We start from the raw sequence: 14,527 nt of genomic DNA on the forward strand, positions 1-14,527 counted from the left end.
CCGCTGTGGACAATAGCCGAACAAGTGTACGACTGGGCAAGCGACACGCGGGATCGACGAAAAGGCTGCTCAGCGTAGTCGGGCGGGCACCCGGTCCGGGTATGCGGCGACCACGGCACGCCACACCACGTGCGTTTCCTCACCGGCGGCGAGGGCCTGCTCGATGGTCCGCCCGCCGAGCTGGGGCAGCACCTGGTCGCTGGCGATGCTGGCCGCGTACCCCGGGCCGAACGCCTCCTCCAGCCGCGTCCAGAAGTCGGTCAGCCGCACGTGTTCAGTCCTCCTCGTCGAGTGGTGCAGTGCCGGTACGGCGCAGCGCCAGCGCCACCAGCGGCACCACCGCGATCGCCGACAGCAGGGTGAGCGTCGGGTACCCCACGGCTCGCATGACGAACCCGCTCGCCGCCGCCGCGCCCGCCCCGGCCAGCCCCATGAGCAGGTCGGACAGGCCCTGCACGCCGGGCCGGTCGGCGGTGGGCACCGACTCCGACAGCAGCGTCGAGCCCGCCACCATCGTGCCCGACCAGCCCAGCCCGAGCAGCGTCAGCCCCACCGACAGCAGCGGCGTGTGGTGCCCGGCGGTGCCGGACACCGCGCACGCGGCCAGCAGCAGCGCCACCCCGCCGAGGATCACCGGGCGCCGGCCGGCCCGGTCGGTGAGCCACCCCACCACCGGCGACAGCGCGTACATGCCGGCGATGTGCAGGCTCAGCACCAGGCCGACCACCGGCAGCACGTCCTCGTCGGAGTGCCACTCGCCGAGGTGCACCGGGGTCATCGACATCACCGCGACCATCACCAGGTGCCCCACCGCGACCGCGGCGATGCCGAGGCGGGCGGCCGGCCGCCCGCGTACCGTGCGCCACGCGGCGACCATGCCACCGCGGCGGGTGACCGCCGGTGCGGCGCCCGGCGCCGGCTCGGCCGCCGTCAGCCGGCGCGCGGTGAGCAGCGGGTCCGGCCGCAGCAGGACCAGGAGTACGACGGCGGTGAGCGTGAACGCGACGGCGCTGAAGGCGAACGGGCCGGCCAGCGCCGGCAGGCCCCAGCCCCGGGTCGTCTCGTCGGCGAGCGCGGCGAAGTTCGGCGCGGCCACCGCGCCGATGGTGGTGGCCCACACCACCAGCGAGAGCTGCCGCCCCCGGCGCTGCGGCTCGGCCAGGTCCACAGCCGTGTAGCGGGCCTGGAGGTTGGCCGCCGTGCCGCCGCCGAACAGCAGCATGCCGACGAAGAGCAGCGGCACCAGGCGCGTCACGGTGGCGACCACCACCAGCACGCCGCCGACCGCGCCGACCGCGTACGCGAGAACCAGCCCCGGCCGGCGGCCACGGGCGGCCATGAGCCGGGTGACGGGGATGGCGAGCAGCGCGGCGCCGACCACACCGGCGCTCTGCGCCAGCCCGGCCAGGGCGGTGCCGGCCACCCGGGCGGCGAGCAGCGCGCCGACCGAGATGCCGATGGTGACGCCGATGCCGCCGATGATCTGGGTGAGGAACAGCAGCCGGACGGTACGCCGCTGGATGCCGGCGACGTCGGGCCGGGGCGGGGCCGGCGCGGTCAGGTCGGTGGACATGCGCGCTCCTGGTGAGGACGGATGCCCTCATCCTCCCCCGCCGGTCCGTCCGACCGGCAACCCGGTTTCGCTACAGGCCGAGGCCCCGGCCGATGATCTCCTTCATGATCTCGGTGGTGCCGCCGTAGATGGTCTGCACCCGGCTGTCCAGCCACGCCTTCGCCACCGGGTACTCCGCCATGAAGCCGTAGCCGCCGTGCAGCTGCACGCACCGGTCGGCCACCCTGGTCTGCAGCTCGGTGGTCCACCACTTGGCCTTCGCCGCGTCGGTCACCGACAGGCGGCCCGCGTTGAACTCGGCGATGCAGTGGTTGACGAACGTGCGCGCGATCGTGACCTCGGTGTCCAGCTCGGCCAGCAGGAACCGGTTGTGCTGGAACCGGCCGATCGGCCGCCCGAACGCCTCGCGGGAGCGGGCGTACTCGATGGTGAGCGCGAGCAGCTTCTCGCAGGCCGCCACCGCTGCCACGGCGATGCTCAACCGCTCCCGGGGCAGGTTGGCCATCAGGTGGTAGAAGCCGTGGTTCTCGGTGCCGATCAGGTTCTCCGCCGGCACCCGGCAGTCGTCGAAGAACAGCTCGGCGGTGTCGTTGGCCTTCAACCCGACCTTGGCCAGCCGGCGGCCCCGGCTGAAGCCCGGTGTGCCGCTCTCCACCACGACCAGGCTCACCCCGTGGGCGCCCTGGTCCGGCGCGGTCTTGACCACCACGACCACCAGGTCGGCCATCTCACCGTTGGTGATGAACGTCTTCTGCCCGTTGAGGACCAGGCTGTCGCCGTCGCGCACCGCGCCGGTGCGGATGCCGGCCAGGTCGCTGCCCGCGCCCGGCTCGCTCATCGCGATCGCGGTGACCAGGTCGCCGGAGCAGAAGCCCGGCAGCCACCGCTTGCGCTGGTCGTCGGTGGTCAGCTCGGTCAGGTACGGCGCGACCACGTCGTTGTGCAGCCCGAACCCGAGGCCCGAGCACCCGGACGCGACGATCTCCTCGTCCAGCACCGCGTTGAACCGGAAGTCGCGCTGCCCGCCGCCGCCGTACTCGGGGTCGACGTCCGGGCCGAGCAGCCCGGCGGCGCCGGCGGCCCGCCACACCTCCCGGTCGACGATCCCGTCGGCCTCCCAGCGCTCGTGGTGCGGCACCGCCTCCCGGGTCAGGAACCGGCGGCACAGGTCGCGGAACTCGTCGTGGACGGGCTCGTAGAGATGCTGCTCCATGGCGGCCAGTCTGGCACCGCTCACCCGTCCTGGACAGGGGTGAGCGCCGCTCGCAGCCGGCGCTCCCGGCGGCCGGTACGCACGGCTTCGGCCAGCACCGCGACCAGGACGATCCCGAACCCGACCCCGGCGAGTTCCCACCCGGCGCGGACGGCGAGCACGATCAGCGGGCCGAGCAGCACCACGCCACCGGCCGCCCCGAACAGCGCTCCCCGGCGTACCGCGGACAGGTCGTCCGTCACCGCCGCACGCCCCACCTCGTCGGCGGGCGGCTCGCCCCGGCGCAGCGCGGTCTCGGTGACCGCCCAGGCGGCGGCCCGGTCCGCCTCGGCGGGGCGCGGCTTCCCGAACCGGCTCAGCGTGAAGAAGAACGCGAACCCCCAGATCACCGCGCCCAGACCGGCACGGACCACCGCGACCTGCGCGGACCCGTCCCACTCCTCCCAGAGCCGGATGGGCAGCCAGAGGAGGCCGGCGAACAGCATGGAGGCCACGTACGGGCCGGGAGCGCCGAACCGGAGCAGTGACACACGAGGTCGGGAGTCGGCCATGCCCGGATCGTATCCCTGCGTGTCGATCCGTGAGCCCTCTGTGGACGGTGGCGGACGGGCGGCGGACAGACCAGGATGGCCGGATGAGCACACTCACGGGGAAACAGGTCGCCGAGGCCGGGCTGGACGGGTGGACGTACCTGCTGGGGGCGTTGCAGACGCGCATCCGTACCCCCGATTTCGCAGCCGGACTGGCGTTGGTGGCCGCGGTGGGCGCGGAGGCCGAGCGGGTCGACCATCATCCGGACCTGGACCTGCGCTACACCCACGTCGACGTGCGGCTGTGGTCGCACGACGCGGCTGGCGTGACGCAGCGTGACCTGCGGCTGGCCCGGACGATCTCGGCGCTGGCCGCCGACGCCGGGCTGACCCTGTCGGCGGCCGGGCTCGCCCGCCTGGAACTCGCGCTGGACACCCCGGAGCACGCGGCGGTGCTGCCGTTCTGGCGGGCGGTCCTGGCCTGGCGGTCGCCGGACGGCCGGGGCCCGGACGACGACGAGGTACGCGACCCGGACGGCGTGCTGCCGACGGTCTGGTTCCAGCGTTCCGGCCGGGACGAGCCCCGGCAGCGGTGGCACCCGGACGTGTGGGTCGACCCGGCCGAGGTGGACGCGCGCATCGCCGCGGCGCTGGCGGCCGGCGGCACGCTGGTCAGCGACGCGGAGGCGCCGAGCTTCTGGGTGCTCGCCGACCCGGACGGCAACCGCGTCTGCCTCTGCACCTGGCAGCAGCGCTCCTGAGTCAGCGCAGCGCCTTGGCGGCCACCTTCAGGTCGGCGACCAGGCCCTCGTACGCGACGTCCTGGTTGTCGGCACGCAGCACCGCGGACGGGTGGATGGTGGCGAGCAGCCGGGCCGCCGGGGCGTCGGCCACAGCGCCCGTCCGGTCCACCGGCACCCGCTCGAAGTCCTCCGGGTGCTGGGCGGCGGCCGGCCACGGCAGCAGCTCACCGCGCTGCTTCGTCACCCGGAAGCTCGGGCCGAGCAGCGCCTTGGCGGCTGTCGCGCCGAGCACCACCACGATCTCCGGGCGCAGCCGGGCGAACTCGGCGACCAGCCACGGCCGGCAGGCGGTGACGTGCACCCGGTCCGGGGTCTGGTGGATGCGCCGCTTGCCGCGCAGCTCGAACCGGAAGTGCTTCACGGCGTTCGTCAGGTAGATCTGGGCCGGGTCGAGCGCCGCGTCGTCGACGGCCTTGCGCAGCAGCCGCCCGGCCGGGCCGACGAACGGCAGTCCCTTCTGGTCCTCGATGTCGCCCGGCTGCTCGCCGACGAAGACAACGCGCGCGTGTTCGTCGCCGCGGCCGAAGACGGTCTGGGTGGCGTCCCGGTACAGCTCGCAGCCCCGGCAGCCGCCCGCCGCGGCGCGCAGTTCGGCGATGGTGTCCGCCGACGGCGGGATGAACTCCTGCGCTCCGGGGGCGCTCTCGGTCTCGGCCATGCCGACCGTTCTACCCCGTCGGGCGGCGCCCACGCGAGCGCTTGCCGCGATCAGGCGGTGAAGGTCGAGGTGGGCCGGGTGGCGCGGGCGAGCGCGTCGGCGAGCGCGGGGATGTCGGCCTCGTCCAGCGCGCTCACCGAGACGCGCACGGCGGGGGCGGCGGCGATCCGGTACAGGCCGCCGGGGGCGAGCGACCACCCCGCGTCGCGCAGCGTCGTGACCGCCACCGTCTCGTCGGGCACCGGCACCCACACGTTGATCCCGGTACGCCCGTGCGCGGCCACCCCGCGCGCGGCGAGCGCGGCCACCAGCCCGTCGCGCCGCCTGTCGTAGCTGTCCGCCGCGTCCCGCACCAGCCCGGCGGTGGCCGGGTCGCGCCAGAGCGACAGGACCAGGCGTTGCAGCACCGTGGAGACCCAACCGGCGCCGACCCGCGCCCGCCCGGCGACCCGGGCCACTGTGGCCTCGTCGCCGGCCAGCACCGCCAGCCGCAGGTCGGGCCCGTAGGGCTTGCTCACCGACCGGACGAAGGCCCACGCCGGGGTCGCCCCGGCGAGCGGGCACAGGGGTACGCGGGCCAGCTCGGCGGCGTGGTCGTCCTCGATCAGCAGCAGGTCGGCGCGGCCGGCGAGCAGCGTCCGCAGCGCGTCGGCCCGGCCGGCGGAGACGGCGGCGCCGGTCGGGTTCTGCGCCCGGCTGGTCACCACGAGCGCCCGGACCCCGGCGGCCAGCGCCGCCCGGACGCCGCCGACGGTGGGGCCCTCGTCGTCCACCGGCACCCCGACGGTACGCAGACCGAGCGCGGCGATCAGGTCGAGCAGGTTGGCCCAGCCCGGGTCCTCGACCGCCACCGCGTCACCGGGGCGCAGGTGGGCGGCGAGCAGCCGTTCGATGCCGTCGAGCGCGCCGCCGGTGACTGTGAGCTCGGCGGCCGGCACCCCGTCCGCGGCGAGCCGGTCCCGGGCCAGGGCGGCCAGGTCGGGCAGCACGGCGTCGGTCGCGTACCCGCCGGGGGGTCCGATCTCGGCGGCGAGCGCGGCCAGGTGCGGCCCCAGCGGGGGCAGCAGCCGGGGGTCGGGCTGACCGGCGGAGAGGTCGCGGCCGCCGGTCAGCGGCGGGGGCAGCAGCGCGGAGCGGCGGGCGGCGACCGGCGGGCGGGGGCGGACCCGGGTGCCGTGCCGGCCGGCGGTCGCGACCAGGCCGCGTTGCCGCAGTTCCTGGTACGCCTTCGCGACGGTGGCCGGGCTGACGCCGAGGTCGGCGGCGAGCGCCCGGACGGCGGGCAGGGCGTCGCCCGGAGCGAGGTCACCGGTGCGGATGCCGGATTCGACGCTTGCCGAAATCGCGGCTGAGGTGGAACCGACGATCTGATAATGTGCTGCCACAGTTCGAAGATTGTACTAGCACGAAGGTGGGATGTCACGTGTACCCCCCGACCGAACGCACCACCGCCAGCCGCGTCCGCGACCGGATGCACTACGACCGGGCCACCGCCCACGCGCTGCTCGACGAGGCGTACCACTGCGCGCTGGCGTTCACAGTCGACGGTGAGCCGCGCGTCCTGCCGACGCTGCACGTCCGCCTCGGCGACACGCTCTACCTGCACGGGTCCACCGGCAGCCGGCCGCTGCTCGCCGCCCGGGGCGAGGCCGGGCTGCCGGTCTGCGTCGCGGTCACCCACCTCGACGGGCTGATCTACGCCCGCTCCCAGTTCCACCACAGCGCCAACTACCGGTCGGTGGTGGCGCACGGCACCGCCCGGCTGGTCGACGACCCCGGCGAGAAGGCCGCCGTGATGGCCGCGCTGGTGGAGAAGGTGGCCACCGGCCGGTCCGGCGACAGCCGCCCGCCGAACCGGCGCGAGCTGGCCGAGACGGCCGTGCTGGCGCTGCCGCTGCGCGAGGTGTCGGTACGGATGCGCACCGGCGGCGTCAACGACGAGCCGGCCGACGAGGCGCTGCCGTACTGGGCCGGTGTGGTGCCGCTGCGGCTCACGCCGGGCCGCCCCGAACCGGCGCCCGGGGTGGCCGCGCCGGTGCCGGCGTACCTGCGGACGGCCCGCTCGCCGTGGCACGAGCCGGCGGTGCTGCGCGGTGAGCACGTCGTGCTGGAGCCGCTCGACCTCGCCCACGCCGACGAGCTGTACGCCGCCACCGCCGACCCGGAGGTCTGGCGGCACCTGGGCGGCACGCAGCCCGCCGACGCCGACGAGATGCGCCGGGTGGTCGCCGGCTACCTGGACGCGCAGGAGCGCGGCGAGCAGGTGTGCTGGACCCAGCGTTGCGCGGTCACCGGCGCGGTGATCGGCACGACCTCGTACTACGAGATCGACCCGGTCCGCCGGTCGCTGGCCGTCGGCTACACCTGGCTGGGCCGCCCGTGGTGGCGTACCGGCGTCAACACCGAGGCGAAGCTGCTGCTGCTGGGCCGGGCCTTCGACGACCTGGACGCGGTCCGCGTGGTCTGGCACACCGACATCCGCAACGAACGCTCGCAGCGGGCGATCGCACGGCTCGGCGCGAGCCGGGAGGGCGTGCTGCGGCAGCACAAGCAGCGCGCCGACGGCTCCTGGCGGGACACCGTGCAGTACTCCATGCTCGCGCAGGAGTGGCGGAAGGCACAGGTCAGCCTGCGGGAAAGGCTTCGCCCCACGGCGGGCGCGGCGTCATGATGTCCGGCGTGCTGGGGATCACCGACATCTGGACGTACGTGCTGGGCACAGTGGCGATCGTGCTGCTGCCCGGGCCGAACTCGCTCTTCGTGCTGGCCACCGCCGCCCGCCGGGGCGTGGCCACCGGTTACCGGGCCGCCGCCGGGGTGTTCGTCGGCGACGCGGTGCTGATGGTCCTGTCCGCCGCCGGGGTGGCCTCGCTGCTCCAGGCGTACCCTCCGCTCTACCTGGTGATCAAGTACGCCGGCGCGGCGTACCTCGGGTATCTGGGGCTGGCCATGTTGCGCGGCGCGTGGCGGCGCTGGCGCGACCGCAACGACCCGGCCACGCCGCGCCTGATCGACGAGGTCGAGCCGGCGGAACAGCGGGAGCCGTTCCGGCGGGCGCTGGTGATCAGCCTGCTCAACCCGAAGGCGATCCTGTTCTTCGTCTCGTTCTTCATCCAGTTCGTCGACCCCGGGTACGCGTGGCCGGCGCTGTCCTTCCTGCTGCTCGGGCTGATCGCACAGGTCGCCAGCGCGATCTACCTGACCGTGCTGATCTTCACCGGCACGTACCTGGCGGCCCAGTTCCGGCAGCGCCGCCGGCTGGCCGCGAGCGGCACCACGGCGGTCGCGGTGCTGTTCCTCGGCTTCAGCCTCAAGCTCGCCGCCGGCTGACCGGCGGCGCCGGTCAGGTGCCGTCACCACCTCCGCCGCCACCGCCGATGCCCGCGCCGCCGGCCGTCCCACCGAGCCCGTAGCCCGGCGCGACGGGCCGGTCGGGCCGGCGGCTGACGTGCGCCGACTCGCGGATCGTGGCGGACCAGTCGGCGTGCGCGGCGGCCGCCGCGTGCCGGTCGATGGCGTGCCGCAGCCAGCCGTCCACTGTGGCCACCCAGTCGCGCTGGTCGGCCCCGGCGTGCCAGACCCGGAACCGGCTGATGCTCTGGTGGGTGATCCCGGCCAGGGAGAGCCGCCGGTCCACCCAGAGCAGCACCTCCATGCCGGCCGGGTCGGTCAGCATGATCACTTCGAGTTCGGTCATCGGGCCGGCGTAGAGCGGGGCGGCCCAGAACCCGTACCACTGCTGGAACGGCAACGTCTGCTCCACCCCCGGCAGCTGTCCCTCACGCAGCCCCGCCTGCCGGATCGCGAAGCCGAGCGTGTCCAGCGCGGCGAGCACATGCTCCTGGGTGGGCAGCGGGTGGATCAGCACCGGCACCATCGCGCCCTGGTCCACCTCCGGGTCCACCGACACCTCGGTGCGCAGCCCGGTACGCAGGCTCAGCAACGGCACCCCGCCGTACGTGGTCACCGGCGACTCCCACGGCAGCGGCACGGCGAAGTCGACCGCCCGCCGCCGCCCGGCCGGCACCACGAACCGTCCCGCGATCGTCCACGTCTGGAACTGCACCAGGCGGCGCGGCGCCTCCGGGTCCTCCGGTTCGACCTGGGTCACCAACCCCAGCCGGATGTGCCGGACCGGCACGTCCGAGCCGCCGGCGCTCAACGTCACCCGGCCCGGCAGGCGCAGGCCCGGCCGGGTGCTCGGGTTGGGCACCGTGGTGCTCACCGAGAGCCCGGTCCAGGCGGAGTCCCGCGACACGCCGGTCAACCGCATGCCGGGGCTTTCCCGCTGCCCGCCCGGCCATGCCAGGCCGGAACGGACGCCGGCCCGGCGAGGTGGTCTCCCCCCTCGCCGGGCCGGCATGGATCATGACGGTCAGCGCATCCGGCGGCCTCGCGGCACCGGGTCGGTCTCGTCGTCGAACTCGCCGATGACCTCCTCCAGGAGGTCCTCCAGCGCGACGAACCCGATCGGCCGGGTCGGCCCACCGCCGTTGCTCACCAGCGCGAGCTGCGCCTGCTGCGCCCGCATCGCGGCCACCGCCTCGGTCACCGACGCCTCGGCCGGCAGCGTGAAGGCGTTGGTCATCAACTCCTCCGCGGTCGCCGGGCGGCCGGTGGTGACGGCGCGCACCGCCTCGCGTACGTGCACCAGGCCGCACACCTCGCCACCGGTGTCGACCACCGCCAGCCGGGAGCGGCCGCTGTCGCGGGACACGTGCTCGATCCGCTCGGCGGTCTCGCCCCGGCCCACCGTGACGATCCGGTCGAACGGCTCCATCACCTGGGCGACTGTGGTGCCCTGGAGCTCCAGCATGCTGCTGAGCAACTGGTGCTGCTCGGCGCCGAGCAGCCCGTGCTCCCGGGACTGCTCCAGCAGGATGCGCAGCTCGTCCGGGCCGTGCACCTGGGCCAGCTGGTCCTGCTGCTGCACCCCGAACAGGCGCAGCATCGCGTTCGCGAGCCCGTTGAGCACGGACAGCACCGGCCGGACGATCCGGGCGAACGCCCGGAACGGCAGCGCCAGCAGCGTCGCCGAACGCTCCGCGTCGGTGATCGCCCACGACTTCGGGGCCATCTCGCCGACCACCAGGTGCAGGAACGTCACGAGCGACAGCGCGAACACCAGCGCCACCACGTGACTGGCCGCGGCGGGCAGGCCGACCGCGTGCAGCAGCGGGCTGAGCAGGTGCTCGATGGCCGGCTCGGCCAGCGCGCCCAGACCCAGCGTGCACAGCGTGATGCCGAGCTGCGCGCCGGCCAGCATGAGGCTCAGCTCGCGGACGCCGTCCAGCGCCGCGCGGGCCGCCCGGCCGCCGCCGGCCGCCGCCTGTTCCAGCCGGTACCGCTTGGCCGCGACGAGCGCGAACTCGGCGGCCACGAAGAACCCGTTGAGCGCCAGCAGCACCCCGGAGAAGATCAACGCGAACCCGGGGCTCATGCGCCACCCTCCCCGGACACGTCGGCGGTCGGCCGCAGCCGCACCGAGTCGGCCACGTGCCGGTCCACCGCCAGCACCTCGACCAGCACCCGCCGGCCGCCGGCCGGCCCGTCGCCGTCCGTGGCGACCGGGATCTCCAGCCGGTCACCGACCTCGGGCACCCGGCCCAGCTCACGCATCACCAGACCGGAGAGCGTGTCGTACTCGGGCGCCTCCGGCAGTTCGATGCCGGTGCTGTCGGCGACCTCGTCGATGCGCCAGCGTGCCGGGACCACCCAGGAGCCGTCCTCCTGCCGCGCCGCGGCGCGGTCCGGCGGGTCGTCCTCGTCGCGGATCGGCCCGACCAGCTCCTCGGCCAGGTCCTCCAGCGTGATCACGCCGGCGAAGCCGCCGTACTCGTCGACCACGCAGGCGAGCTGCCGGTGCCCGGACCGCAGGCGGTCCAGCACCGTCGGCAGCGGCAGCGTCTCGGGCACCAGCAACGGGGGTACGGCCACCGCGTCGACCCGGGTGGTCGCGCGCTGCGCCGGGGGCACCCCGAGCACGTCGGCGATGCCGACCACGCCGATCAGGTCGTCGACGCCCTCGGCGCCGCTGACCGGGAACCGGGAGTGGCCGGTGTCCAGCAGCTCGACGATCCGGCTGACCGGCTCGTCGGCCCGGACGGTGTGCACGTCGACCCGGGGCACCATCGCCTCCCCGGCGGTCAGCTCCCGGAAGTCCAGACCCCGGTCCAGCAGGTCGGACATCTCGGCGTCGAGATGCCCCTCCTCCCGGGACTCGGCGATGATCTGTTCCAGGTCCTGCGGGGTGGCGCCGCTGGGCAGCTCCTCGATCGGCTCGATGCCGACCCGGCGGAGCAGCCGTACGGCGGCCCGGTCGAACAGCGTGATCAGCGGACCGGCGATCTTCAGGTACATCAGGGTGGACCGGGACAGCGCGCGGGCGAGCGGCTCGGCCCGCGCGATGGCCAGGTTCTTCGGGGCCAGCTCGCCGAGGACCATCTGCACCACTGTGGCGATGATCAGGGCGAGGGCCACCGACAGCGGCAGCGACACCGAGGTGGACAGCCCGGCCAGGCCGAGCAGGTCGGCCAGCCCGGCACCCAGGTACGGCTCGGCGACGTAACCGACCAGCAGGGCGGTCACGGTGATGCCGAGCTGCGCGCCGGACAGCATGAACGAGAGCCGCCCGGTCACCTCCAGGGCCCGGGCCGCGGCACGGTCGCCACCGTCGGCGAGCTGCTTGAGCTTGCCCCGGTCCACGGCGACGTAACCGAACTCCTGGGCCACGAAGTAACCGGTGGCGGCGGTGAGGACGGTGATGAGAAGGAGACCGACGAGGATCAACACGGGAGGTTCAGGGCTCCCGGGGTCGTCGGGGAGGGAATTCGCCGGGTATGACCCGGCCGGCTACTGCTGCCCTCCGGGGCAGGAGAGTCGATCATGCCGCCCATTTTATCGGGGGCCGCTGGATGTTCGCTGAGGGTGCCGGGAAGCCTCCCGCACGTCCGGTTCAGCGCCCGGCCAGTTCGTCGGCGTCCAGCAGCGTGCGGTCGACCCGCCCGGAGCGGTACGCGGCCCGGCCGATCATCTGCGCGGCCACCGGCGCGGTGGAGAGCTGGAAGATCGCCACCAGGACCAGCATGCCCAGATCCGAGGGGGTACGCAGGCGCAGCGCCAGCCCGGCCAGCAGCAGCAGGACGCCCAGCACCTGGGGCTTGGTGGCCGCGTGCATCCGGTCCAGGACGTCCGGGAAGCGCACCAGCCCGATGCCGGCGACCAGGGCCAGCGCCGCCCCGGCCAGCAGCAGGAAGCCACCCACCCAGTCCGCGACCGCCCCGGCCATCAGGATTCAGCCCGGACCGCGAAGCGCACCAGCGACACCGACCCGATGAAGCCGAGCAGGGAGAGCACCACCAGGACGGGCAGAGTGGTGGCGTGCCGGTTCACCGCGGCCTCCGCCCCCACCGCGGCGAGCATCGCCGACAGCAGCAGGTCGGCGCCGACGACCCGGTCGAGCAGGGACGGGCCGCGGTAGATCCGGGCCAGGGCGAGCAGCGCGGTGGCCGAGAGCAGCACGGTGAGCGCGACGGCGAGCAGGACTGTCACTGGTGGTTCCTCCGTTCCACGGGTTCGATGTCGAGCCGGCGTACCTCGTCGGGAGATCCGATGGCGCGCACGATGCGCCGCTCGACGGCGAGCACGCGCTCGCGGCTGGCGGTGATGTCCTCGGGTCCGCGCACGTCGAGCAGGTGCACGTAGAGCACGCCCTCGGCCCGGTCGACGTCGAGGATCAGCGTGCCCGGCACCAGCGAGATCACCTCGGCGGTGAGCGCCAGGTTGAGATCGGTGCGCACGCGCAGCGGCACCGCGATGATCGCGCCGCGTGGGCGGTAGCCGAAGCGCAGCGCCACGGCGGCCACGTGCAGGCTGGCGCTGACCAGCTCCGCGACGAACGTGGCAGCGAACACCAGCAGCGCGCGGGGGCGTACCCGGCCGCCGAACGTGACCGGCGGCAGCGGGAAGAACAGCAGCACTGCCACGCCGACCACCAGGCCGGCGAACAGGTTGCCCCAGGACACGTCGCCCCACAGCATCATCCACGCGACGACCAGCCAGGCGAGCGCGACCGCCTGGTCCCGCCGCCGCCCACCCCGGCCGACCGTCGGTGCCGGCGCGTCCGGTGCGGGCGCGGCCCGGGGTACGCCCGCAGGCTCACCGGTCGCCCCCGCGCCCGGGGGCAGGTCGTCGGTCACGGCACGTCCCGGGGCAGGACCGCCCGCACGTACGGGGTGCGCTCGCGCAGGTCGGTGGCCGCGTCCGCGGTGACCTGGAACAGCGGCCCGGCCAGCAGCGTGAACAGCACGCCCAGCGCCACCAGGGCGGTGGTCGCCCCGACCATCAGCCCGGGCAGCCGGGCCGGCGGGGTGGCGGTGGCCAGCCGGGGCTCCCGCCAGAACGCGATGTTCCACACCCGGGAGGCGGCGTAGAGCGTGAGCAGGCTGGTCAGCGTGCCGGCCGCGACCAGCACGGCGGGCAGCGTGCCGCCGGCCGCCACGCCGGCCTGGAGCAGGCCGAGCTTGCCGAGGAACCCGGAGAACGGCGGGATGCCGGCGAGGTTCATCGCCGGGACGAAGAAGAGCACGCCGAGCATCGGGGCGATCCGCGCCAGGCCGCCGATCCGGCGCAGGTCGGTGCTGCCCGCGCGTTCCTCGACCAGGCCGGCGACCAGGAACAGCGTGGTCTGGATGGTGATGTGGTGCACCACGTAGAAGATCGCCCCGGACAGGCCGGCGACGCTGCTCAGCGCCACCCCGAAGATCATGTAGCCGATGTGGCTGACCAGCGTGAAGGACAACAGCCGTTTCAGGTCCGACTGGGCGACCGCGCCGAGGATGCCGACCACCATGGTCAGCCCGGCCACCACCATCAGCAGCGTGGCGACCTGCCCGCCGGGGAACAGCAGCGTCTCGGTGCGGATGATCGCGTACACGCCGACCTTGGTGAGCAGGCCCGCGAAGACCGCCGTCACCGGGGCGGGCGCGGTCGGGTAGCTGTCCGGCAGCCACGCCGACAGCGGGAACACCGCCGCCTTGATCCCGAACGCGAGCAGCAGCGTCAGTTGCAGGGTCAGGCGTACGCCCGACGGCAGCGCGTCCAGCCGGCCGGCGAGCTGCGCCATGTTCAGCGTGCCGGTGGCCGCGTACACCAGCCCCACGGCGGACAGGAACAGCAGCGACGACAGGATGCTGACCACCACGTACGTCGACCCGGTCCGCAACCGCACCTCGGTGCCGCCCAGCGTGATCAGCACGAAGCTCGCGGCCAGCAGGATCTCGAAGCCGACGAAGAGGTTGAACAGGTCCCCGGCCAGGAAGGCGTTCGTCACGCCCGCGGTCAGCACCAGGTACGTGGGGTGGAAGATGCTCACCGGCGCGGTCTCCCCGGTCTCCCCCCGGCCCTGGCCGATCGAGTAGAGCAGCACGCACAACGTCACCGCCGAGGAGACGAGCACCATCAGCGCCGCCAACTGGTCCGCCACGAGCACGATGCCCACCGGCGCCGGCCAGCCGCCCACCTGCACCACCACCGGCCCGAACCGGTACGCCTGCACCAGCAGCACCGCCGCCACCACCAGGACGCTGGACAGGCAGAGCACACTCACCCACCGCTGCAACCCGGGCCGCCCGGACAGCAGCAGGGTGAGCGCCGCGCCGAGCAGCGGCACCACCACCGGAAGCGGCACGAGGGCACTCACGGCGCCATCTCCGTTCGCGACTGCGGGGCTCGCAGACCCGGCTCACTCCT

At 74.3% G+C, this 14,527-nt stretch carries 15 protein-coding genes and 1 pseudogene; 3 read left to right on the forward strand and 13 right to left on the reverse strand.

Annotated features, from left to right (window positions below):
• Positions 1-69 precede the first annotated feature (69 nt).
• From ACN27C_RS32020 to ACN27C_RS32035, 4 genes and pseudogenes are all read right to left on the reverse strand, one after another.
• Complete coding sequence (locus ACN27C_RS32020; protein WP_120571064.1) at positions 70-270, reverse strand: DUF3046 domain-containing protein; 201 nt, start codon at positions 268-270, stop codon at positions 70-72.
• A pseudogene (locus tag ACN27C_RS32025) lies at positions 261-1,573 on the reverse strand (MFS transporter). Before ACN27C_RS32025 ends, ACN27C_RS32020 begins: the two are co-directional and overlap by 10 nt.
• A gap of 70 nt (positions 1,574-1,643) precedes the next feature.
• Positions 1,644-2,786, reverse strand: coding sequence for an acyl-CoA dehydrogenase family protein (locus tag ACN27C_RS32030; RefSeq protein ID WP_194802962.1), 1,143 nt, complete (start codon positions 2,784-2,786; stop codon positions 1,644-1,646).
• A 20-nt stretch (positions 2,787-2,806) separates the two neighbouring features.
• Positions 2,807-3,337 carry a hypothetical protein gene (locus ACN27C_RS32035; RefSeq protein ID WP_422750061.1) on the reverse strand — a complete coding sequence of 177 codons (531 nt, stop codon included), beginning with the start codon at positions 3,335-3,337 and terminating at the stop codon, positions 2,807-2,809.
• Positions 3,338-3,420: 83 nt separating this feature from the next.
• Here ACN27C_RS32035 and ACN27C_RS32040 point away from each other — a divergent pair, with 83 nt between their 5' ends.
• Positions 3,421-4,077 (forward strand): 4a-hydroxytetrahydrobiopterin dehydratase, encoded by a 657-nt coding sequence (locus ACN27C_RS32040; protein WP_120571068.1) that lies wholly within the window; start codon positions 3,421-3,423, stop codon positions 4,075-4,077.
• A 1-nt stretch (position 4,078) separates the two neighbouring features.
• Here ACN27C_RS32040 and ACN27C_RS32045 read toward each other — a convergent pair whose 3' ends face one another.
• Both ACN27C_RS32045 and ACN27C_RS32050 read right to left on the reverse strand, forming a co-directional pair.
• The gene (locus tag ACN27C_RS32045) at positions 4,079-4,777 is read right to left on the reverse strand and encodes a UdgX family uracil-DNA binding protein (RefSeq protein WP_422750063.1); all 699 of its coding nucleotides are present in this window, start codon (positions 4,775-4,777) and stop codon (positions 4,079-4,081) included.
• 50 nt (positions 4,778-4,827) lie between these two features.
• Positions 4,828-6,162, reverse strand: coding sequence for an aminotransferase class I/II-fold pyridoxal phosphate-dependent enzyme (locus ACN27C_RS32050; protein WP_422750065.1), 1,335 nt, complete (start codon positions 6,160-6,162; stop codon positions 4,828-4,830).
• 38 nt (positions 6,163-6,200) lie between these two features.
• Between ACN27C_RS32050 and ACN27C_RS32055 the strand changes: the two genes are divergently transcribed.
• Both ACN27C_RS32055 and leuE read left to right on the forward strand, forming a co-directional pair.
• Positions 6,201-7,448 (forward strand): bifunctional pyridoxamine 5'-phosphate oxidase family protein/GNAT family N-acetyltransferase, encoded by a 1,248-nt coding sequence (locus tag ACN27C_RS32055; protein WP_422750067.1) that lies wholly within the window; start codon positions 6,201-6,203, stop codon positions 7,446-7,448.
• Positions 7,445-8,107, forward strand: a complete 663-nt coding sequence (gene leuE / locus ACN27C_RS32060) for a leucine efflux protein LeuE (protein WP_120571072.1) — start codon at positions 7,445-7,447, stop codon at positions 8,105-8,107. Before ACN27C_RS32055 ends, leuE begins: the two co-directional genes overlap by 4 nt.
• A 13-nt stretch (positions 8,108-8,120) precedes the next feature.
• Here the strand turns inward: leuE and ACN27C_RS32065 are convergent, their stop codons facing one another.
• The 7 genes from ACN27C_RS32065 to ACN27C_RS32095 all read right to left on the reverse strand — a co-directional run bounded on the left by ACN27C_RS32065 (position 8,121) and on the right by ACN27C_RS32095 (position 14,477).
• Entirely contained in the window at positions 8,121-9,050 is a 930-nt protein-coding gene (locus tag ACN27C_RS32065; RefSeq protein WP_422750069.1) for a sporulation protein, read from the reverse strand.
• A gap of 102 nt (positions 9,051-9,152) precedes the next feature.
• A complete protein-coding gene (locus tag ACN27C_RS32070) occupies positions 9,153-10,217 on the reverse strand; it encodes a hemolysin family protein (RefSeq protein WP_350814243.1) in 1,065 nt (354 codons plus the stop codon).
• Entirely contained in the window at positions 10,214-11,569 is a 1,356-nt protein-coding gene (locus ACN27C_RS32075; RefSeq protein WP_350814242.1) for a hemolysin family protein, read from the reverse strand. Before ACN27C_RS32075 ends, ACN27C_RS32070 begins: the two co-directional genes overlap by 4 nt.
• Positions 11,570-11,732: 163 nt before the next feature.
• Positions 11,733-12,065: a monovalent cation/H(+) antiporter subunit G gene (mnhG, locus tag ACN27C_RS32080; RefSeq protein ID WP_121683666.1), complete on the reverse strand. Its 333-nt coding sequence runs from the start codon at positions 12,063-12,065 to the stop codon at positions 11,733-11,735.
• Positions 12,065-12,328, reverse strand: coding sequence for a monovalent cation/H+ antiporter complex subunit F (locus ACN27C_RS32085; RefSeq protein WP_120571077.1), 264 nt, complete (start codon positions 12,326-12,328; stop codon positions 12,065-12,067). Before ACN27C_RS32085 ends, mnhG begins: the two co-directional genes overlap by 1 nt.
• A complete protein-coding gene (locus ACN27C_RS32090; RefSeq protein WP_121683667.1) occupies positions 12,325-12,975 on the reverse strand; it encodes a Na+/H+ antiporter subunit E in 651 nt (216 codons plus the stop codon). Before ACN27C_RS32090 ends, ACN27C_RS32085 begins: the two co-directional genes overlap by 4 nt.
• On the reverse strand, positions 12,972-14,477 hold the full coding sequence (locus ACN27C_RS32095; protein WP_252454451.1) for a Na+/H+ antiporter subunit D: 1,506 nt from the start codon (positions 14,475-14,477) through the stop codon (positions 12,972-12,974). Before ACN27C_RS32095 ends, ACN27C_RS32090 begins: the two co-directional genes overlap by 4 nt.
• Positions 14,478-14,527: the final 50 nt, after the last annotated feature.

The sequence above is a fragment of the Micromonospora sp. WMMD1219 genome (assembly GCF_049315215.1).
Taxonomy (GTDB): Bacteria; Actinomycetota; Actinomycetes; order Mycobacteriales; family Micromonosporaceae; genus Micromonospora; species Micromonospora tulbaghiae.